Origin of the sequence: Pseudomonas gorinensis (genome assembly GCF_042015035.1) — a bacterium.
Taxonomy (GTDB): Bacteria; Pseudomonadota; Gammaproteobacteria; order Pseudomonadales; family Pseudomonadaceae; genus Aquipseudomonas; species Aquipseudomonas gorinensis.
Window position 1 is genome coordinate 6,207,604 of the sequence record NZ_CP167125.1, and the last position, 19,274, is coordinate 6,226,877.

22 protein-coding genes and 2 pseudogenes are annotated in these 19,274 nt (G+C 60.0%); 14 read left to right on the plus strand and 10 right to left on the minus strand.

Going from position 1 to position 19,274, the window contains the following annotated elements:
* Positions 1–30: 30 nt before the first annotated feature.
* Positions 31–636, plus strand: coding sequence for a hypothetical protein (locus AB7933_RS28390; RefSeq protein ID WP_024077356.1), 606 nt, complete (start codon positions 31–33; stop codon positions 634–636).
* 2 nt (positions 637–638) lie between these two features.
* On the opposite strand, the gene AB7933_RS28395 is transcribed toward AB7933_RS28390, so the two are convergent.
* Positions 639–1,598, minus strand: a complete 960-nt coding sequence (locus AB7933_RS28395; RefSeq protein ID WP_024077357.1) for a MerR family transcriptional regulator — start codon at positions 1,596–1,598, stop codon at positions 639–641.
* A gap of 212 nt (positions 1,599–1,810) precedes the next feature.
* Here AB7933_RS28395 and AB7933_RS28400 point away from each other — a divergent pair, with 212 nt between their 5' ends.
* The 6 genes from AB7933_RS28400 to AB7933_RS28425 are packed head-to-tail and all read left to right on the plus strand — an operon-like array spanning position 1,811 to position 4,748.
* Positions 1,811–2,371, plus strand: a complete 561-nt coding sequence (locus tag AB7933_RS28400; protein WP_024077358.1) for an antibiotic biosynthesis monooxygenase — start codon at positions 1,811–1,813, stop codon at positions 2,369–2,371.
* A 57-nt stretch (positions 2,372–2,428) separates the two neighbouring features.
* The gene (folM, locus tag AB7933_RS28405) at positions 2,429–3,139 is read left to right on the plus strand and encodes a dihydromonapterin reductase (RefSeq protein ID WP_024077359.1); all 711 of its coding nucleotides are present in this window, start codon (positions 2,429–2,431) and stop codon (positions 3,137–3,139) included.
* Between the two features lie 20 nt (positions 3,140–3,159).
* On the plus strand, positions 3,160–3,720 hold the full coding sequence (gene folE / locus AB7933_RS28410) for a GTP cyclohydrolase I FolE (RefSeq protein ID WP_024077360.1): 561 nt from the start codon (positions 3,160–3,162) through the stop codon (positions 3,718–3,720).
* A 2-nt stretch (positions 3,721–3,722) separates the two neighbouring features.
* The gene (gene folX, locus AB7933_RS28415) at positions 3,723–4,094 is read left to right on the plus strand and encodes a dihydroneopterin triphosphate 2'-epimerase (RefSeq protein WP_003194073.1); all 372 of its coding nucleotides are present in this window, start codon (positions 3,723–3,725) and stop codon (positions 4,092–4,094) included.
* Positions 4,095–4,117: 23 nt separating this feature from the next.
* Positions 4,118–4,414 (plus strand): DUF1244 domain-containing protein, encoded by a 297-nt coding sequence (locus tag AB7933_RS28420; RefSeq protein ID WP_024077361.1) that lies wholly within the window; start codon positions 4,118–4,120, stop codon positions 4,412–4,414.
* A complete protein-coding gene (locus tag AB7933_RS28425; protein WP_024077362.1) occupies positions 4,407–4,748 on the plus strand; it encodes a HopJ type III effector protein in 342 nt (113 codons plus the stop codon). The genes AB7933_RS28420 and AB7933_RS28425 overlap by 8 nt, the downstream gene beginning before the upstream one ends.
* A gap of 166 nt (positions 4,749–4,914) precedes the next feature.
* On the opposite strand, the gene trxB is transcribed toward AB7933_RS28425, so the two are convergent.
* Positions 4,915–5,877, minus strand: a complete 963-nt coding sequence (gene trxB, locus AB7933_RS28430; RefSeq protein WP_024077363.1) for a thioredoxin-disulfide reductase — start codon at positions 5,875–5,877, stop codon at positions 4,915–4,917.
* 294 nt (positions 5,878–6,171) lie between these two features.
* Here trxB and cysZ point away from each other — a divergent pair, with 294 nt between their 5' ends.
* Positions 6,172–6,936, plus strand: a complete 765-nt coding sequence (cysZ, locus tag AB7933_RS28435) for a sulfate transporter CysZ (RefSeq protein ID WP_024077364.1) — start codon at positions 6,172–6,174, stop codon at positions 6,934–6,936.
* Positions 6,937–6,990: 54 nt separating this feature from the next.
* Positions 6,991–8,169, plus strand: coding sequence for a glycosyltransferase family 4 protein (locus AB7933_RS28440; RefSeq protein ID WP_041161021.1), 1,179 nt, complete (start codon positions 6,991–6,993; stop codon positions 8,167–8,169).
* Between the two features lie 184 nt (positions 8,170–8,353).
* On the opposite strand, the gene AB7933_RS28445 is transcribed toward AB7933_RS28440, so the two are convergent.
* From AB7933_RS28445 to rplU, 7 genes are all read right to left on the minus strand, one after another.
* Positions 8,354–9,457: an NADH:flavin oxidoreductase gene (locus tag AB7933_RS28445; RefSeq protein ID WP_024077366.1), complete on the minus strand. Its 1,104-nt coding sequence runs from the start codon at positions 9,455–9,457 to the stop codon at positions 8,354–8,356.
* 141 nt (positions 9,458–9,598) lie between these two features.
* The gene (locus tag AB7933_RS28450) at positions 9,599–10,081 is read right to left on the minus strand and encodes a glutathione peroxidase (RefSeq protein WP_024077367.1); all 483 of its coding nucleotides are present in this window, start codon (positions 10,079–10,081) and stop codon (positions 9,599–9,601) included.
* A 101-nt stretch (positions 10,082–10,182) separates the two neighbouring features.
* On the minus strand, positions 10,183–10,647 hold the full coding sequence (locus AB7933_RS28455; RefSeq protein ID WP_015885841.1) for a CreA family protein: 465 nt from the start codon (positions 10,645–10,647) through the stop codon (positions 10,183–10,185).
* 16 nt (positions 10,648–10,663) lie between these two features.
* A complete protein-coding gene (gene proB / locus AB7933_RS28460; protein WP_041161022.1) occupies positions 10,664–11,782 on the minus strand; it encodes a glutamate 5-kinase in 1,119 nt (372 codons plus the stop codon).
* Between the two features lie 127 nt (positions 11,783–11,909).
* Positions 11,910–13,133, minus strand: coding sequence for an Obg family GTPase CgtA (gene cgtA / locus AB7933_RS28465; protein WP_024077369.1), 1,224 nt, complete (start codon positions 13,131–13,133; stop codon positions 11,910–11,912).
* 193 nt (positions 13,134–13,326) lie between these two features.
* Positions 13,327–13,602, minus strand: a complete 276-nt coding sequence (gene rpmA, locus AB7933_RS28470; protein WP_024077370.1) for a 50S ribosomal protein L27 — start codon at positions 13,600–13,602, stop codon at positions 13,327–13,329.
* A gap of 34 nt (positions 13,603–13,636) precedes the next feature.
* The gene (gene rplU / locus AB7933_RS28475) at positions 13,637–13,951 is read right to left on the minus strand and encodes a 50S ribosomal protein L21 (protein ID WP_017847748.1); all 315 of its coding nucleotides are present in this window, start codon (positions 13,949–13,951) and stop codon (positions 13,637–13,639) included.
* 239 nt (positions 13,952–14,190) lie between these two features.
* Here rplU and AB7933_RS28480 point away from each other — a divergent pair, with 239 nt between their 5' ends.
* The 3 genes from AB7933_RS28480 to AB7933_RS28490 all read left to right on the plus strand — a co-directional run bounded on the left by AB7933_RS28480 (position 14,191) and on the right by AB7933_RS28490 (position 16,063).
* Positions 14,191–15,159 carry a polyprenyl synthetase family protein gene (locus AB7933_RS28480; RefSeq protein WP_024077372.1) on the plus strand — a complete coding sequence of 323 codons (969 nt, stop codon included), beginning with the start codon at positions 14,191–14,193 and terminating at the stop codon, positions 15,157–15,159.
* A gap of 145 nt (positions 15,160–15,304) precedes the next feature.
* The gene (locus AB7933_RS28485) at positions 15,305–15,646 is read left to right on the plus strand and encodes a zinc ribbon domain-containing protein YjdM (RefSeq protein ID WP_024077373.1); all 342 of its coding nucleotides are present in this window, start codon (positions 15,305–15,307) and stop codon (positions 15,644–15,646) included.
* 159 nt (positions 15,647–15,805) lie between these two features.
* Complete coding sequence (locus AB7933_RS28490) at positions 15,806–16,063, plus strand: hypothetical protein (protein WP_024077374.1); 258 nt, start codon at positions 15,806–15,808, stop codon at positions 16,061–16,063.
* A gap of 135 nt (positions 16,064–16,198) precedes the next feature.
* On the opposite strand, the gene AB7933_RS28495 is transcribed toward AB7933_RS28490, so the two are convergent.
* Positions 16,199–16,816 (minus strand): FKBP-type peptidyl-prolyl cis-trans isomerase, encoded by a 618-nt coding sequence (locus tag AB7933_RS28495; protein ID WP_003176055.1) that lies wholly within the window; start codon positions 16,814–16,816, stop codon positions 16,199–16,201.
* Positions 16,817–17,080: 264 nt separating this feature from the next.
* Here AB7933_RS28495 and AB7933_RS28500 point away from each other — a divergent pair.
* Together AB7933_RS28500 and AB7933_RS28505 are read left to right on the plus strand one after the other, a co-directional pair.
* A pseudogene (locus AB7933_RS28500) lies at positions 17,081–18,145 on the plus strand (methyl-accepting chemotaxis protein); the annotation flags it as partial.
* Positions 18,146–18,406: 261 nt separating this feature from the next.
* Positions 18,407–19,000 (plus strand): annotated as a pseudogene (locus tag AB7933_RS28505) (methyl-accepting chemotaxis protein); the annotation flags it as partial.
* Positions 19,001–19,274: the final 274 nt, after the last annotated feature.

Consider the following 19,274-nt stretch of genomic DNA (forward strand, 5'->3'; position numbering starts at 1 on the left):
TTTTAATACTTCCCCCCGTGGGCATGACCGATGCAACGCGACACGCTTCTGACTCAGGACGAACTGGATTTCATCCAGAACATGCAGCACAACCCGCAGCTCAACCTGCGGGATCCGTCGTCGAGCCTGACTGTCAACGGCGGTGCGCAGCTTCGCGACTTGCTCACGCGACTGGCCGCTCACGACCACGTCACTCTCCAGGCGCAATTCGATAACCAGCAACTCACCTTTCCCCTGCACCTGGTGGAAGATGAGTTTCATGCGGTGCATTTGCGCCTGGGCGTACCCAGCATTTTCGAAGACGGGCCGATGATCCGCCCATGGCGCCTGGCCCTGGAAACACCGGTAGCACTGGAAAACATCAGGGGAACACCCAGCGCACTCTGGGTGCATGAGGTGTCTTTCAAAGGCGTGTTGGTGGAGATTCGTGGCCGGCTCAGGCCGCCGAAAACCTTTTCCCTGTGGTTCAGCCCCTCGGGCTATGAACGCATTGCCCTGCGCGGCACCTTCGAGCGGGAAACCGCACGAGGCCTGTTTGCCTATCGCCTGAGCCAAGGTGACGTGGATGAAACTGAGCGCCTGCGCCAATTCATCCTGCACCAGCACCGCCTGGTCCACCCACAAATGCACGCCTGATATCAGGTATCCAGCCCGCCGCTGAGAAACTGTTGCAAGCGGCGCCGCATCAGGCGACCTTCATTGCCAAGACAGCCAACGGACGTGCCGGCCAGGTTGTCCTGGGCAAGATCCGAAGCCGCACCGGCAAGAAACAGCGGGCAATCCAGGGTCAACGCCAAGCGGTTCAAGCGCCCGGCAAAGTCATGGTTATGCGAGTAATTGGAGAAGAGGATCAGCGCCTGTGGGCGAGTCTTCTCGCAGACCAGTGTCAACTCGTCAAACGGCTGCCCCATGCCCAGCACTTTCACGGCCAGGTCATCTCGACTCATCAAGAGCGCCGCCACCAGCAACTCCAACTTACGGCACTCGCCAGCCATGGCCGCCAGCAATACCCGCGGCACGGGTGAAGCACACGCCAATTGCAGGCGCTCCAAGGCACGTACGCGCAGGAAGTTGTCGAAGAACAACCATTCGCTCGCCTGGCCGAAACGCCCCTCATGACGCAACAGCTCATTCCACAGAGGCATCAGAATGTCCTGGAACACCACGTCGAGTGGGTAGGTAGCCAGAACCTGCCCATACAAACGTTCCAGTTGACGGTCGTCAAAGTCGCTGATGGCCTGTATCAGCCGCGCCTGCCACTGCGGCCATTCGCCCTCTTCGACGACATCGCGCTCCGCACGAACGGCCTTGGCCTGCTGATCGTCGCGAGCGAGAATCTTGCCCACTTTGCTCACGGCTACGCCGCGCTCGATCCAATCGAGAATACGATGGACTGTCTCTATATCGCCCTTGGAATAGAGGCGATGCCCACTTTCAGTGCGCGTGGGCTGGATCAAGCCGTAACGACGCTCCCAGGCACGCAAGGTGACCGGATTGATGCCTGTCAGTCTCGAGACTTCACGGATCGGAAACAGCTTATCGGAAACCGTTGAATCCAGATGCGAAGCACTATCATGCGGAGCAGTAATCACGGGCATTTTTGACCAAAAAACCAACGTTAACTGGGCGCTCATTTAACGCCTTTACACCTGTCTTTTTCAAGTTCTCCGATTTTCGGACCAATGTCGCTGGTGTATTTGGGTAAAACGGGAATAATCCTTGCCTGTTTTTTTGCGCAGCCGCAACACCCCGCGACTACGCCTGTGTGCCACCTACCCGGTTCCGCACACCCGAATATTGGAGATACACAATGTCTACCTCACCCGTCACCCTGATGGTTGCGCGCCGCGTGGCCAAAGGGCGCTATGAAGAACTGATGGCCTGGCTGCGCGAAGGCGAGCAATTGGCCACCGATTTCCCCGGTTACCTGGGCTCCGGCGTGCTGGCCCCACCGCCCGATGACGATGAATTCCAGATCATTTTCCGTTTCGCCGATGAAACCACCTTGCATGCCTGGGAGTTCTCCGCTTCACGCAGCGCGTGGTTGGGCCGCGGCAGCGAGCTGTTTGCCGACCCGTCCGAGCATCGCGTGCGTGGCATCGACGGTTGGTTTGGCGCCGCAGGTGCGCGACCGCCACGCTGGAAACAGGCGGTAGCGATCTGGCTGGCGTTTTTCCCGGTGTCGCTGCTGTTCAATTTCGTCCTGAACCCGCTGCTCAGCGAGCTGGAGCTGGCTCCGCGCGTGCTGGTCAGCACCCTGGCCCTTACGCCGCTGATGGTGTACTGGTTCATCCCGCTGTCGACACACCTGCTGGCGAACTGGTTGCATCCCACACCGCCACCGCGCAAGGCCACCGAAGCCGCAGCGTGAATACAGGGGCGGCCGGTCGCTGGTATAGTTCCAACCTGCCAGCGATTCGAGCCTCCCATGACCGCACCAAACGCCCCCATCCTGATCACCGGTGCCGGCCAGCGCGTCGGCCTGCATTGCGCCCAGCGCTTGCTGGATGAAGGGCAACCGGTCATTTTCAGTTACCGCAGTGAACGCCCCGGTGTACACGCCCTGCGCGAGCGTGGTGCGATCGGCCTGTTTGCCGATTTCTCCAGCGAGGCCGGCATCCTGGCCTTTATCGCTGAACTCAAGAGCCAAACTGATAGCCTGCGGGCCATCATCCACAACGCCTCGGCCTGGGTTGCAGAAACCCCTGGCGACGAAAGCCGTGCCTTGACCGACATGTTCAGTGTGCACATGCTTGCGCCGTACCTGATCAACCTGCATTGTTCACCCTTGCTGCAACGTTCTTCACCCGCCGACATCGTGCATATCAGCGATGATGTCGTGCGCAAAGGTAGCCGCCAGCACATCGCCTACTGCGCCACCAAGGCCGGGCTCGATAGCCTCACGCTTTCGTTTGCCGCGCAATTTGCGCCGCGGATCAAGGTCAACGGCATCGCCCCGGCGATGGTGATGTTCAACGAGGGCGATAACGCGGCCTACCGCGCCAAGGTCCTCGCCAAGTCGGCGCTGGGCATCGAGCCCGGGCCCGAGGTGATCTACCAGAGCGTGCGTTACCTGCTGGACAACCCCTATGTCACCGGTACCACCCTGACCGTCAACGGCGGGCGGCATATCAAGTAAGCCGTTTGTGAGGATGTTGTATGACCTTATCCCTGCCCCACCATTACCGCGAGATCCTCAAGGGCCTGGGCGAAGACCCGGAACGCGAAGGCTTGCTCGACACCCCCAAGCGCGCCGCCAAGGCCATGCAGTACCTGTGTCATGGCTACGAGCAGAACCTCGAAGAAATCGTCAACGGCGCGCTGTTCGCCTCCGACAATGACGAGATGGTGATCCTCAAGGACATCGAGTTGTACTCGCTGTGCGAGCACCACCTGCTGCCCTTCATTGGCAAGGCCCACGTGGCCTATATTCCGACCGGCAAGGTGCTGGGCCTGTCAAAGCTGGCGCGCATCGTCGACATGTTCGCGCGGCGCCTGCAGATCCAGGAAAACCTCACGCGGCAGATCGCCGACGCCATCCAGGAAGTGACCCAGGCCGCCGGCGTGGCCGTGGTGATCGAAGCCAAGCACATGTGCATGATGATGCGCGGCGTGGAAAAACAGAATTCAACCATGAACACCTCGGTGATGCTCGGCGCCTTTCGCGAGTCGAACACCACGCGCATGGAGTTCCTGCAACTGATTGGACGGAGCAAGTAGCAATGCCACAACTTCAACCAGGCATGGCGCGCATCCGGGTCAAGGACCTGTGCCTGCGCACCTTTATCGGCATCAACGAGGACGAAATCCTCAACAAGCAGGATGTGCTGATCAACCTGACCATCCTGTATGCCGCCCAGGAAGCCGTGCGTGACAACGATATCGACCACGCGCTGAACTACCGCACCATCACCAAGGCGATCATCGCCCATGTCGAAGGCAACCGCTTTGCCTTGCTCGAACGCCTGACCCAGGAACTGCTGGACCTGGTGATGAGCAACGAATCGGTGCTGTACGCCGAAGTCGAAGTGGACAAGCCCCATGCGCTGCGCTTTGCCGAGTCGGTGTCGATTACCCTGGCGGCCAGCCGCTAACCTCTTGAATCTGCGTGAGCCCTATGAACGACCAACAACGCCTCGAACTTGAAGCCGCCGCCTTTCGCCGGTTGGTGGCGCACCTGGACAGCCGCAAGGATGTGCAGAACATCGACCTGATGAACCTCGCCGGTTTCTGCCGTAACTGCCTGTCGAAGTGGTACAAGGCCGAGGCCGACGAGCGCCAGATCGAGCTGAGCCTCGATGACGCCCGCGAAGTGGTGTACGGCATGCCGTACGCCGAGTGGAAAGCCCAATACCAGAAAGAAGCCAGCGCCGAGCAACAGGCGGCGTTTGCCCAAGGAAAAACCCATGACTGATTTGAATACCCTGCGCGCCAGCCTCAACAGCGGCGAACATGCCTTTGCCGATACCCTGGCGTTCGTCACTGCCGGTTATGACTACCAGCCGCAGGCCTTTACCAATGGCACCGTGGAAAACGCCGCCGGGCAGAACGAAGGTTCATGCAAGACCCTGGGCCTGGCGCTGCTGGAAGGCTTGAGCGATCAGGAAGCACTGCTGGCCTTCGGCGAGCATTACCGCTCGGTGGTGGCGACGCCCGAGGGCAGCGACCATGGCAATATTCGGGCGTTGATTGCCCATGGGTTGGCAGGCGTGAAGTTCGCCGCCCAGCCACTGACCCGCAAATCCTGAGTCAGATGTCGATCAACATGTGGGAGGGGGCTTGCCCCCGATAGCGGTGTCTCAGCTAACGAATACTTGGCTGAAAGACTGCTAGCGGGGGCAAGCCCCCTCCCACATTTAAATCGCACTCACAAAAAAACCGGCCTCGCAGCCGGTTTTTTTTTGCTCAACGGATTTAGAGCGAAGCGTTGCCCAAACCGTCGAGGTAACGCTCGGCATCCAGCGCCGCCATGCAGCCGGCGCCGGCCGAGGTGATAGCCTGGCGATAGACGTGGTCGGCCACGTCACCGGCAGCGAAGATACCTTCGATGTTGGTCGCGGTGGCATTGCCCTCACGGCCGCCCTGTACCACCAGGTAACCGTCCTTGGCGTCCAGCACGCCTTCGAACAGCGAGGTGTTCGGGGTGTGGCCGATGGCGATGAACACGCCGTCGACTTTCAGCTCGTCGAAGCTGCCGTCGTTGTTTTTCAGGCGGGCACCGGTCACGCCCATGTTGTCGCCCAGGACCTCGTCCAGGGTGGCATTGAGCTTGAGGATGATCTTGCCTTCAGCGACACGGGCATGCAGTTTGTCGATCAGGATCTTCTCGGCGCGGAAGGTTTCGCGGCGGTGAACCAGGGTCACGGTGCTGGCGATGTTGGCCAGGTACAGCGCTTCTTCCACCGCGGTGTTGCCACCACCGACCACGGCGACCGGCTTGTTGCGGTAGAAGAAACCGTCGCAGGTCGCGCAGGCGGACACGCCCTTGCCCATGAACGCTTCCTCCGAAGGCAGGCCCAGGTAGCGGGCGCTGGCGCCAGTGGCGATGATCAGCGCATCACAGGTGTAGACGCCGCTGTCGCCGGTCAGGCTGTAAGGCTTTTTCGAGAAGTCGACGCTGTTGATGTGATCAAACACGATCTCGGTTTCAAAGCGCTCGGCGTGCTCTTTCATACGCTCCATCAGCACCGGACCGGTCAGGCCGTGGACATCGCCCGGCCAGTTGTCGACTTCAGTGGTGGTGGTCAACTGACCGCCCGCCTGCATGCCGGTGATCAGCAGCGGCTTGAGGTTGGCCCGGGCAGCGTAGACAGCAGCACTGTAACCGGCAGGGCCGGAACCGAGAATAATCACTCGCGAATGACGGGTATCAGACATGAATCACTCCTATCGACCGCCCGGACCACAAGACGGCTGGAATAAAAAAGGGACCACGAAGCACTTGGGGAAGGCTTTCACTCGCAGACCCTGAAAAATAATGGGTGCAGCGTATCGAGGGAGGCAAGATTAAGGAAATACGGAATAACAATCCAGCTCATAGGTGGTCTCTATGCTGTCGACCCGATTAATCGACGCCTTTGTTACCGTTGATGTCGTCATACCAGCCGCGCTTTCGCCCTGCCGGCAAAGCCGGTAAGGTCGGCGCGTTCGTCATCCTGTTCGGAGTCCTCCATGCCCGCCCCCGCTCTTTCCGGTCCGCAATATTTGCGCGAAGGCCTCAAACTGGTCCTCAGCCCTGGCCTGCGCCTGTTTGTGCTGCTGCCGCTGGCGATCAACCTGGTGCTGTTCGTCGGCTTGATCTATTTCGCCGGCCATCAGTTCAGCCTGTGGGTCGACACCTTGATGCCGACCCTGCCCGGCTGGTTGAGTTTCCTCAGCTATATCCTGTGGCCCTTGTTCGTGGTGCTGGTGGTGCTGATGGTGTTTTTCACCTTCACCATGCTCGCCAATATCATCGCGGCACCGTTCAACGGTTTTCTCGCCGAGAAGGTCGAGGTCGTGGTGCGCGGCACCGATGACTTCCCGCCGTTCAGTTGGGGCGAACTGGTGGCCATGGTCCCTCGCACACTGGCCCGGGAAATGCGCAAGCTGGGCTACTTCCTGCCACGGGCCATTGGCCTGTTTATCCTGTCATTCATTCCGGTGGTGAACCTGATCGCCGCGCCGCTGTGGCTGTTGTTCGGCGTGTGGATGATGGCAATCCAGTACATCGACTACCCGGCCGACAACCACAAGCTGGGCTGGAACGAAATGCTCGCCTGGCTGCGCCAGAAACGCTGGCAGAGCATGAGTTTCGGCGGCATCGTCTACCTGGTGTTGCTGGTGCCGGTGGTCAACCTGTTGATGATGCCGGCGGCAGTGGCCGGGGCCACATTGTTCTGGGTACGCGAGCAGGGCGCCGAGGCGATGGCCACGCCAAAGGCAATCAAGTCATAAATCCATCATCTCAATGACACAATGACGACATGGCCCACGGCGACACTGTGGGTCATGACGACAGCTTCGCTTCACATCACCCTGATCACCGAAACCTTCCCGCCAGAGATCAACGGGGTGGCCAATACCCTTGGCCGCCTGTGTGACGGTTTGCGCGCACGCGGCCATCAGGTCGAGCTGGTGCGCCCACGCCAAGGCACCGATCAGAGCCGGACCAGCGACGACCAGTTGTTGCTGTGCCGCGGCTGGCCGTTGCCTGGCTATCCAGGCCTGCAGTGGGGGCAGTCGTCAATGCACAAGCTGCTACGACGCTGGACACGCCAACGCCCGGACGTGCTGTACATCGCCACAGAAGGCCCGCTCGGGTTATCGGCGCTACGCGCCGCGCGTCGCCTGGGGATCAGCGTGGTCAGCGGCTTTCACACCAATTTCCAACAGTACTCGAACCAGTACGGCATGAGCCTGTTGAGCCGCGTGGTCACGCACTACCTGCGCTGGTTTCATAACCGCTCGACCTTGACCCTGGTACCCAGCGCCAGCCAACGCCTGGAACTGGAACGCCGGCACTTCGAGCGCCTGGGGATGTTGTCGCGTGGGGTGGACAGCCAACTGTTCAACCCGGCCAAGCGCGATAACGCATTGCGCGAGAGCTGGGGCCTGGGCAATGACGATATTGCGGTGCTGCATGTCGGGCGCCTGGCGCAGGAAAAGAATCTGGGCATGCTCAAGCGTTGCTTCGATACCCTGCGCGATACTTATCCACAGCGTCGCCTGCAACTGATCGTGGTCGGTGACGGGCCGCAACGTGCGCTGCTGGAGCACGATCTGCCGCAAGCCATATTCTGCGGTACCCGGCGCGGCGAAGAACTGGCGCGCCACTACGCCTCGGGGGATCTGTTCCTGTTTCCCAGCCTGACGGAAACCTTCGGCAATGTGGTGCTGGAAGCCATGGCCTCCGGGCTCGCGGTGGTGGCATACGACCAAGCGGCCGCGACCCAGCACATCCGTCATGGTTACAACGGTGTGCTGGCGATGCCCGGCGATGAGGAAGCGTTCTGCGATGCGGCCAATTGGCTGCTGGAAGATCGTGAGCATTTACGCAGGGCACGTCTCAATGCCCGTCGGCATGCCAGTCACCAGGGCTGGCCGGCAATTATCGAGCAGTTCGAGAACCAGCTACGCGGTGTGTGCGGAGAACCTTTTGCTGTTCCCACCCTGCCTTACGTTCGTTGAACGATCGGCGAATGACGTCAGTCGGTTCGCCCTCCTGCCAGCCTAGCCCTTGAATAATGGCTTGCACGACATGACACCTACCAGATGAGGGGAGTACCCATGGAGCGCGCTCAAAAAAGAGGCAGGTCATTCATGATCGACAAACAATAGAGAGCCCGCTGGCAATCAGCGGGCGCCCAGCCTTTTACACCAGGCTCATCAACGCCTCACGACTGAACGGCAGGATGTCGCCCTCGCGGCCTTCGCGCACCTTCACTGCCCAATCCGGGTCCACCAGCAAGGCGCGGCCCACGGCGACCAGATCGAACTCATCATTGTTCAAACGCTCCAGCAGTTTTTCCAGACTGGCCGGTTGCGCAACCTTGTCGGTGTTGACCATAAATTGCAGGAACTCGCCATCCAGACCGACACTGCCGACCGTGATGGTCGGTTTACCGGTGAGCTGGCGAGTCCAGCCGGCGAGGTTGAGGTCGGAACCTTCAAATTCAGGCTCCCAGAAACGACGCGTGGAGCAGTGGAATATGTCCACGCCGGCGTCAGACAACGGCTTGAGAAATTCGCCCAGCGCCTCGGGGGTTTGCACCAGACGTGCGCTGTAGTCCTGCTGTTTCCACTGGGAGAAACGGAAGATGATCGGAAAGTCCGGGCCAACTGCGGCGCGGGTTGCCTGGATCAGCTCGATGGCAAAGCGCGAGCGGTTGGCCAGGCTGCCACCGTATTCGTCGGTACGCTGGTTGCTGCCTTCCCAAAAGAACTGGTCGACCAGATAGCCGTGGGCACCGTGGATTTCCACGCCGTCCATGCCGATGCGTTGGGCATCCTTGGCCGCCTGGGCGAAGGCGTTGATCACGTCTTTGATGTCTTGGGTGGTCATGCCGTGAACGACCACGTTGCCATCCTTGAGTTTTTCCATCGGGCCATACGCCGGCACGCTGGCATCAGGCTCAGTACCGATACGGCGCACGCTGCCCACATGCCACAACTGCGGGACGATCTTGCCGCCTTCGGCGTGCACGGCGTCGACCACCTTCTTCCAGCCGGCCAGCGCCGCTTCGCCATAGAAATGCGGAACATTCGGGTAGCCGTTGGAGGCCAGGTGACCGACCACGGTGCCTTCGGTGATGATCAAGCCCACGCCTGCGGCGGCACGGCGGCGGTAGTACTCGATGACCTTGGCGTTAGGCACGCCACCTGGGGAAAAAGAACGGGTCATCGGCGCCATGACCACACGGGTCGACAGCTGCAGTGCACCGAGCTGGAACGGTTTGAACAAGGCTTGGACAGGCATGGGAGCACTCCACGGGAGACGGGGTTTATGATGCGGATAATATGAGGAGTGCAAAGGGCTGAGTAGCACTATTGATCTGGGTGATTAAGGGATAAAAGTAGAAGCCCGCCGGTTGTCACCAACCTGTGGCGAGCGTGCTGTTCAAGCCAGGGCTTTTTCGATGGCCTGGACGACTGTCGGATCTTCCGGCGCGGTACGCGGCGAAAAGCGCGCAAGCACCCGACCATCCTTGCCCAATAGGAATTTCTCGAAGTTCCAAGTGATATCCCCTGGAAACTCGGCCCCCTCGCCCGCCAGCAAACGGTACAACTGATGACGCTCAGGGCCGTTTACATCGAGTTTGCTGCCCAGGGGGAAGGTCACGCCGTAGTTCAGGTCGCAGAACTCGCGGATTTCCTCTTCGGTGCCCGGTTCCTGGCTTGCAAACTGGTTGCACGGCAGGCCAAGCACGGTAAAACCCTGGTTCTTGTATTGCTGGTAGAGGTTTTCCAACGCCGCATATTGCGGGGTCAAGCCACATTTGGAAGCCACGTTGACCACCAGCACAACTTGCCCCTTGAAGGGCGCCAGCGCCAGCTCTTGTCCGTCCAAAGCTTTGAGTTTCAGATCGTGGAAAGCACTCATGACGAACTCCAGATATCCCATGTTCTTAGCATTGCGGCTGTTCGAGATTACAACCCGCAAGTCTGCAATCATAGACGCCGATTACAAAACTCGCCTGCGAACTACTGAGCGGTCGGCCACGGCAAAATCGGTATCGCGGTGACTGCGTTCTGTGGGCTGCCTTCGATCAGGCGGTCGCTGTAGACCAGGTACACCAGGGTATTGCGCTTCTTGTCGAGGAAACGCACCACCTGCATGGTCTTGAACACCAGCGAGGTACGTTCCTTGAATACTTCGTCGCCATCCTTGAGTTCACCCTTGAAGCGGATCGGCCCGACCTGACGGCAGGCGATCGATGCCTCGGCACGGTCTTCGGCCAAGCCCAGCCCGCCTTTCACGCCGCCGGTCTTGGCGCGCGACAGGTAGCAGGTCACCCCGTCGACCTTGGGGTCATCGAACGCTTCGACCACGATCCGGTCGTTGGGGCCGACAAATTTGAACACCGTCGAAACCTGGCCAATCTCTTCGGCCGAGGCCAGCAATGGCATGGCCAACAGCAGGCCGAGCAATCCCTTCATCACGCGCATCGTGTATTCCTTTCGTTTAAACCAGGATCAGGTTGTCGCGGTGCACCAGTTCCGGTTCCGCCATGTAACCCAATAGACCGACAATCGCATCAGACGACTGCCCAATGATTTTCTGCGCTTCCAGGGCACTGTAATTGGCCAGGCCACGGGCGATTTCGCGTCCGTCCGACGCCACGCACACCACCATCTCGCCGCGGCGGAAGCTGCCCTGCACCAATTTGACGCCCACCGGTAGCAGGCTCTTGTTGCCTTGGGACAGTGCCGATACGGCGCCATCATCCAGCACCAGGGTGCCACGGGTTTGCAGATGCCCGGCCAGCCACTGCTTGCGCGCCGCCAGCATGCCACGCTCGGGCGACAACAGCGTGCCGATGCGTTCACCGGCCTTGAGGCGATCCAGCACACGTTCCAGGCGCCCACCGACGATGATGGTATGGGCGCCGGAACGTGCAGCCAGGCGCGCGGCGCGCAGCTTGGTCTGCATGCCACCACGCCCCAGGGCGCCGCCAACGCTGCCAGCCACGGCGTCCAGCGCCGGGTCATCGGCGCGGGCTTCGTAGATCAGTTGGGCATCAGGGTTGTTGCGGGGGTCGGCGTCGAACATGCCGTCGCGGTCGGTAAGGATGACCAGCAAGTCGGCTTCCACCAGGTTGGCCACCAGGGCAGCCAGGGTGTCGTTGTCGCCGAAACGGATTTCGTCGGTGACCACCGTGTCGTTCTCGTTGATCACCGGGATGACCTTGAGCTCCACCAGGGCGCGCAAGGTACTGCGGGCGTTGAGGTAACGCTTGCGGTCTGACAGGTCGTCGTGGGTCAGCAGGATCTGCGCCGTATGGCGACCGTGCTCGGCAAAGCTGGACTCCCAGGCTTGCACCAGGCCCATCTGGCCGATAGCGGCGGCGGCTTGCAGTTCGTGCATCGCGCTGGGTCGCGCGGTCCAGCCGAGGCGGCTCATTCCGGCGGCAACCGCCCCGGACGAGACCAGTACCAACTCGACACCCGCCTCATGCAAGGCCACCATCTGCTCGACCCAGACGCTCATGGCTGCGCGATCGAGCCCCTTGCCATCCGCCGTCAACAGCGCACTTCCGATCTTTACGACCCAGCGCTGCGCACCTGTCACTTTGCTCCGCATCATCTTCAACCTTAGATAGAGGGCTGCACGCGACCCAGCGCCGCCCATAACGTTATTAGTGACTACAGGTATACCCAGATACCAAAACGCCGCTCCTGGGAGCGGCGTTCAAGTTTATCGCAACGGATCAGTCGCGCACGTAAATGATTTCCGGACCGTCTTCATCATCCACGTCTTCCTCGTCCCAATCATCGTCGCCGATGTCATGGACCGACTTCACGCCGCTGCGACGCAGGGCACGCTGGTCATCCAGAGCCTGCAGCTGGGCACGGGCTTCGTCTTCGATGCGCTGGTCGAGCTCGGCGAGTTCGGCCTTGAACACCGGGTCGGCCGCCAGGCGGTCGGCGCGGTCTTCCAGGTAGCGCATGATGTCGCGGGTCAGGCGCTCGGTGCCTTCTTTGGCGATGGCCGAGATCACGTAGACCGGACCTGTCCATTCCAGGCGATCGACGATTTCCTTGACGCGCTCCTCGTGCTCTTCTTCGAGGATCTGGTCGCATTTGTTCAGCACCAGCCAGCGATCCCGCTCAGCCAGGGACGGGCTGAACTTGGTCAGCTCGCTGACAATCACTTCGGCGGCGTCCGGTGCACTGGTGTCATCCAGCGGCGCCATGTCGACGAGGTGCAGCAGCAAACGGGTACGCGACAAATGCTTGAGGAAGCGAATACCCAGACCAGCACCATCGGAAGCACCTTCGATCAGGCCGGGGATGTCAGCAATCACGAAGCTTTTCCAACGATCGACACTGACCACACCCAGGTTCGGCACCAAGGTGGTGAACGGGTAGTCGGCGACTTTCGGCTTGGCGGCAGAGACCGAGCGGATGAAGGTACTTTTGCCGGCGTTTGGCAGGCCCAGCAGGCCCACGTCGGCGAGGACTTTCATTTCCAGCTTGAGGTCACGCTGTTCGCCCGGCTTGCCCGGCGTGGTCTGGCGTGGCGCACGGTTGGTACTGGACTTGAATCGGGTGTTACCCAGACCGTGCCAGCCGCCCTGCACAACCATCAGCTTCTGGCCGGCCTTGGTCAGGTCCCCAATAACTTCCTGGGTGGCGGAGTCGATGATCGTGGTGCCGACCGGTACGCGCAGTACCAGGTCTTCGCCTTTTTTACCGGTGCAATCGGTGCTGCCACCGTTGGAGCCACGCTCGGCATCGAAGTGCCGGGTGTAACGGTAGTCCACCAGGGTGTTGAGGTTTTCGTCGGCCATCATGTAGATGGAACCGCCGTCACCGCCGTCACCGCCGTTGGGGCCACCGTTTTCGATGAATTTTTCGCGACGGAAACTCATGCAACCGTTACCGCCGTCGCCTGCTTTTACTCGGATGGAAACTTCATCAACGAACTTCATAACAAAACGCCTCTCGCCGCACGGACGAGCTTAAGAAACCAAGACATAAGACTCTTGCAAAAATGAGCGCAGCGACCTCAATCAACGACCGCAAATCCAGCGCTTGAGCCCATTACAAACAGCTTTGCAAGAGACTCACCCCACAAACGAAAAAGCCCCGTCGCGAGACAGGGCTTTTCCAGCAACTACGTAATTATGCCGCGACGACGTCAGTCTTCGGGACAATGCTCACGTAACGACGACCGAAGGCGCCTTTTACTTCGAACTTGATCACGCCTTCGACTTTAGCGAAGAGAGTGTGATCTTTACCCATGCCAACACCGTAACCGGCGTGGAATTGGGTGCCGCGCTGACGCACGATGATGTTGCCCGGGATGATTACCTGGCCGCCATACATCTTCACGCCAAGGCGTTTGGCTTCTGAGTCGCGACCGTTACGGGTACTACCACCAGCTTTTTTGTGTGCCATGAGTCAATTCTCCTAGTGAGGAATTAGGCTGAAATTAAGCCTGAATACCGGTGATTTTGATCTCGGTGTACCACTGGCGGTGGCCCATACGCTTCATGTGGTGCTTACGACGACGGAACTTGATGATGCGGACTTTATCGTGACGACCTTGGGAGATCACTTCAGCCACAACGGTAGCGCCAGCAACAACTGGAGCGCCGATGTTCACGTCATCGCCATTGGCGACCAACAGAACGCGATCAAAGGTAACGGAGTCGCCGGTAGCGAGTTCCAGTTTTTCGATCTTCAGGTATTCACCTGGGGCGACCTTGTATTGCTTGCCACCAGTAACAATTACTGCGTACGACATGGTATTTCTCCGATAATCCTGCTCACCCAGCGCTTTATAAGAAGAGGTATTGGCTGGCATGGCTGCATGGGATGGACGTCCCGAATGCAATTGCGTAAGGCAGGTGCTGCCCAGGAAGTTCAGGGTGCGCGATTGTACGCAAGCCTTTGACGCCTTGCAAGTGGCCGTCTATCGTGCCTTGACACTCGGGGGTCAGGGTCCTAGCATGCCGCGCAACCCTTCTGGAGCGACTGTCGCTGATGCAACCCCAAGCTTTCTACCGCGCGGTCGCGGACGATTTTAGCGCCGTCGACGGCATCATCAAGCAGCAGCTGACTTCTAAAGTGCCGCTGGTCTCCAAAATTGGCGACTATATTACGTCGGCGGGCGGCAAGCGCCTGCGTCCTTTATTAGTGTTGCTGTGTGGCAAGGCCCTGGGCCGCGAAGGCGATGACCTGCGCCTGCTGGCCGCCACCATCGAATTCCTGCACACCGCCACCCTGCTGCATGACGACGTGGTCGACATGTCCGGCATGCGCCGTGGCCGTGAAACTGCCAATGCCATGTGGGGCAATGCGCCCAGCGTGCTGGTCGGCGACTTCCTGTACTCGCGCTCATTCGAAATGATGGTCGAACTGGGTTCGATGCCGGTGATGAAGATTCTTTCACAGGCCACGCGCATCATCGCCGAAGGCGAAGTGCTGCAGCTGTCGAAGGTTCGCGACGCCAGCACCACCGAAGAAACCTACATGGAAGTGATTCGCGGCAAGACCGCGATGCTCTTCGAAGCCTCGACCCACAGCGCCGCAGCCCTGTGCGAAGCGACTGCCGAACAGGCCGAAGCCCTGCGTACCTTTGGCGACCACCTGGGCGTGGCGTTCCAACTGGTGGACGACTTGCTCGACTACCGTGGTGACGCCGAAACCCTGGGCAAGAACGTCGGTGACGACCTGGCCGAGGGCAAACCGACCTTGCCGCTGATCTACACCATGCGCGAAGGTACGCCGGAACAGGCGGCCCTGGTGCGCAAGGCGATCCAGAAAGGCGGGATCGAAGACCTGGAAAGCATCCGCGCAGCCGTGGAAGCCTCGGGCTCGCTGGAATACACCGCACAACTGGCACGCGACTACGTGGCCCGTGCGATCAAGTGCCTGGAAGCCCTTCCAGCCAGCGAATACCGGGACGCCCTGGTGGAGCTGAGTGAGTTTGCGGTCGCGCGCACGCACTGACACCTGCAGACTCGGGCCAATGTGGGAGGAGGCTTGCTCCCTCCCACACTTAGTTTGTACTCCCCATCCAAGAGCGCGCCCTGCCTCACTGCAATTCCCTATATAATGTGCGACTTTTAGCCATCCTGACCTTTAAGGAGCTTTAGTGAGCACGTTGCCACCCTGCCCGAAATGCAATTCCGAATACACCTACGAAGACGGCGCACAACTGATCTGCCCGGAATGCGCCCATGAGTGGTCCGCCACAGGCGAGGCCGAAGCGGCCGGCGATGAAACCGTGAAGAAAGACTCTGTGGGCAACGTCCTGCAGGACGGCGACACCATCACCGTGATCAAGGACCTCAAGGTCAAGGGCACCTCCCTGGTGGTCAAGGTCGGCACCAAGGTCAAGAATATTCGCCTGTGCGACGGCGACCACGATATCGACTGCAAGATCGACGGTATCGGCCCGATGAAACTCAAGTCCGAGTTCGTTCGCAAAGTCTGATCCTGTTGCCTCCATCCCGCGCCCGCCGCGGGATGGCGTTTCGCCCTCCGCGTTGATCGAACGCAATACCCACACAGAAAAATCCACAAACCGCCAATAGGCACTTGCTATTCCACGAATAAGAATTATTCTCATTGAAACCCATCAAGGAGAACGACCATGACTTATTTGATAGATGCCTGGCTGGACCGTCCCCACCCTTACCTGCGAATCCTTCATCGGGAAACCGGAGAAGTCTGTGCCGTGCTGGAGGAGGAAGCGTTGAACGAACTGCAGGACCAAGGCGACCTGGACGTGAATGGCCTGAGTTCCAGTGAACCCGGTGTACTGAAGGAAGTGGTGCGTAACCTGTTTCTATTCTGCTATGCCCGGGCATTGCGCCCGACGACAGAGCTCAATGGCAAGTTTCATCCATGAGCAACCCTGCAAAATCCTGTAGGAGCGAGCGTGCTCGCGAAGAACGCACAAGCAACGCGTTCATCCAGGATGCCCGCGTCATCGTTGACGTGTTTCGCGAGCACGCTGGCTCCTACAGGTAATCAAAAGCAGGTCTTACAGAACGTCGAGCAGCTCGACGTCGAATACCAGAACGCTGTGCGGCGGGATGCTGCCAACGCCTTGAGCGCCGTAAGCCAGCTCGCTCGGCACGTACAGGCGCCATTTGCTGCCAGCATTCATCAGTTGCAGCGCTTCGGTCCAACCGGCAATCACGCCGCCAACCGGGAATTCTGCTGGCTGGCCACGCTCGTAGGAGCTGTCGAACACAGTGCCGTCGATCAGGGTGCCGTGGTAGTGCGTACGCACCTGGTCTTCACGGGTCGGCTTGGCGCCATCACCGGCAGTCAGTACTTCAAATTGCAGGCCGGAAGCCAGAGTGGTGATGCCATCACGCTTGGCGTTTTCAGCCAGGAAAGCCAGGCCAGCGCCAGCAGCGGCTTCAGCCTTGGCAGCGGCTTCGGCTTGCATGATTTCGCGGATGACCTTGAAGCTGGCGGCCATTTGCTCTTGGTCAACACGGCTTGGCTTGCCGGCGAACGCGTCGGTCAGGCCCGCCAGGATCGCGTCAAGGCTTACACCGGGTGGTGGGTTGTCGCGCAGTTGGTCGCCCAACTGACGGCCGATGCCGTAGCTGACGCGGGTTTCGTCGGTGGACAGATTAACTTCGGACATGAAGAGGCTCCGCTGTAGGGCAGCTGGTTTCCCGTACTACCCAGAACTAAAAGGGCCAGCAGACTAGCACAGAAAATGAGTGCGGGATGAGAGCCGCCGTCATGCCTGCCTGGGGCCGGCGCTCGGTTATACCGGGCTCCACGCGTCGGTTTGCAAATTAATCGTTTCAGTTTCCCGCCCCCCCGCCGATATGGCCTGAACACCTTGGCTGGCTCAAACAACAACACCGTCCAGCAGACAGACATCAACTTTGCGGAGCATTAGATGAACAGCTGGTTCGGTAACATCAGCGTCAACCTCAAACTGGGCCTGGGCTTCGGCCTGGTGCTTGTCCTCACCTCGATCCTGGCGCTGACCGGCTGGACCAGCCTGGGCAGCCTGATCGACCGTAGCAACTGGATGAGCGATATCACCCAGCTCAACGCCTCCCTGACCAAGCTGCGCATCGTGCGCCTGCAATACATGCTGGCCAACGGCGATGAAGCCGTTGCACAAAACGTACAGACCAGCCTGGACGCGTTCGCCGCCCAGCAGCAAAAGCTCCTGGACAGCTTCAAGAGCCCGGAGAACGTCAAGCTGCTCAATGAGCAAAAGGCTATCATCACGGCATATCAGCAGTCCCTGAACAAGATGCGCGAGGCCTACCGCAACGGCAACGCCGCACGCCAGGTAATGGGCGATAAGGCCGATATAGCTAACGCACAGATCGACGCACTGGACACCAACGTGCAACAGATGCCCGAAAGCCCGGAACGTTTCACTCAGTTCCAGGCCGTGACCCATGCCAAGCAAGAGTTCCAGTTGGCCCGCTACGAAGTGCGCGGCTATACCGGTAACGTCAACGCCGATACCGAAGCCCGCGCAGCGGCACAAATCGAAAAAGCCATCAGCGGCCTCAAGGGCCTTGGCGCAGCGTTCGGTACCAGCCAACAGAGTGCGCTCAGCGCACTGGAAAGCGCCCTCGGTGCCTATCGCAGCGCCGTGCAGAACTACAAGGCAGCCAATGCCAATATCGTCTCGGCACGCGCTGAAATGACCACCCAAGGTGCCGATATCGTCACCATCAGCGACAAGCTCTACGACATCCAGCTGGCTCGTCGTGACGCTGAAAGCGCCCAGGCCCGCAGCCTGCAATTGATCAGCACCTTGCTCGCCCTGCTGGTGGGCATCATCGCCGCCCTGGTTATCACCCGCCAGATCACCCGCCCGATCCAGGAAACCCTGGCCGTGGTGGAACGCATTGCTTCCGGCGACCTGAGCCACAATATCCAGGTCACCCGCCGCGATGAACTGGGCGTATTGCAACAAGGCATCCAGCGCATGGGCACGACCCTGCGTGAGCTGATCAGCGGCATTCGCGACGGCGTAACCCAGATCGCCAGCGCCGCCGAAGAGTTATCGGCCGTCACCGAGCAGACCAGTGCCGGTGTGAACAGCCAGAAGATCGAGACCGATCAGGTCGCCACGGCGATGCACGAAATGACCGCCACCGTGCAGGAAGTTGCACGCAACGCCGAACAAGCCTCCCTGGCCGCAGCCGATGCCGATGGCCAGGCCCGTGCAGGCGACAAAGTGGTGGCCGAGGCCATCGCCCAGATCGAACGCCTGGCAGCCGAAGTGGCGCGCTCCACCGACGCCATGGCGCACCTGCAACAAGAGAGCAACAAAATCGGCAGCGTGATGGACGTGATCAAGGCCGTGGCCGAGCAAACCAACCTGCTGGCCCTCAACGCGGCGATTGAAGCGGCGCGTGCCGGTGAAGCCGGTCGCGGGTTTGCCGTGGTCGCCGACGAAGTACGTGGCCTGGCCCAGCGCACACAGAAATCCACCGAGGAAATCGAAGGCCTGGTGGCCGGTTTGCAGAACGGCACCCAGCAAGTGGCCAACGTGATGAACAACAGCCGCAGCCTCACCGACAGCAGCGTCGAACTGACCCGCAAGGCCGGTGTGTCGCTGGAGAACATCACCCGGACGGTGTCGAACATCCAGTCGATGAACCAGCAGATCGCCGCCGCCGCCGAACAGCAAAGCGCCGTGGCCGAAGAGATCAGCCGCAGTATCGTCAATGTGCGTGATGTGTCGGAACAGACCGCCACCGCGAGCGAAGAAACGGCCAAGTCGAGTGTGGAACTGGCGCGCCTGGGTAGCCAGTTGCAGCAGATGGTCAGCCACTTCCGGGTGTAAGAAACCAAAAAGCCGCTTCGGTATTAACCGAAGCGGCTCCACTTCTCAGACCTTACAGGTCATCGAAGCTGTCCCGCAGGAATGTCCACACGTGATAAACACGTACGGCATTCACTACGAGGTTCCATGTACGTCGTGCAAACCTAGACATACTCGGCCCTCCGTGAGTTGGGCCTTACCTCCAGCACACTTACCGGAACACGTGAGCCTTTGGATGCACGTCAGTGCTCCTGTGAGGCGGCTGGGTTGATGGTCCTCCCGCATTAATCCGGCA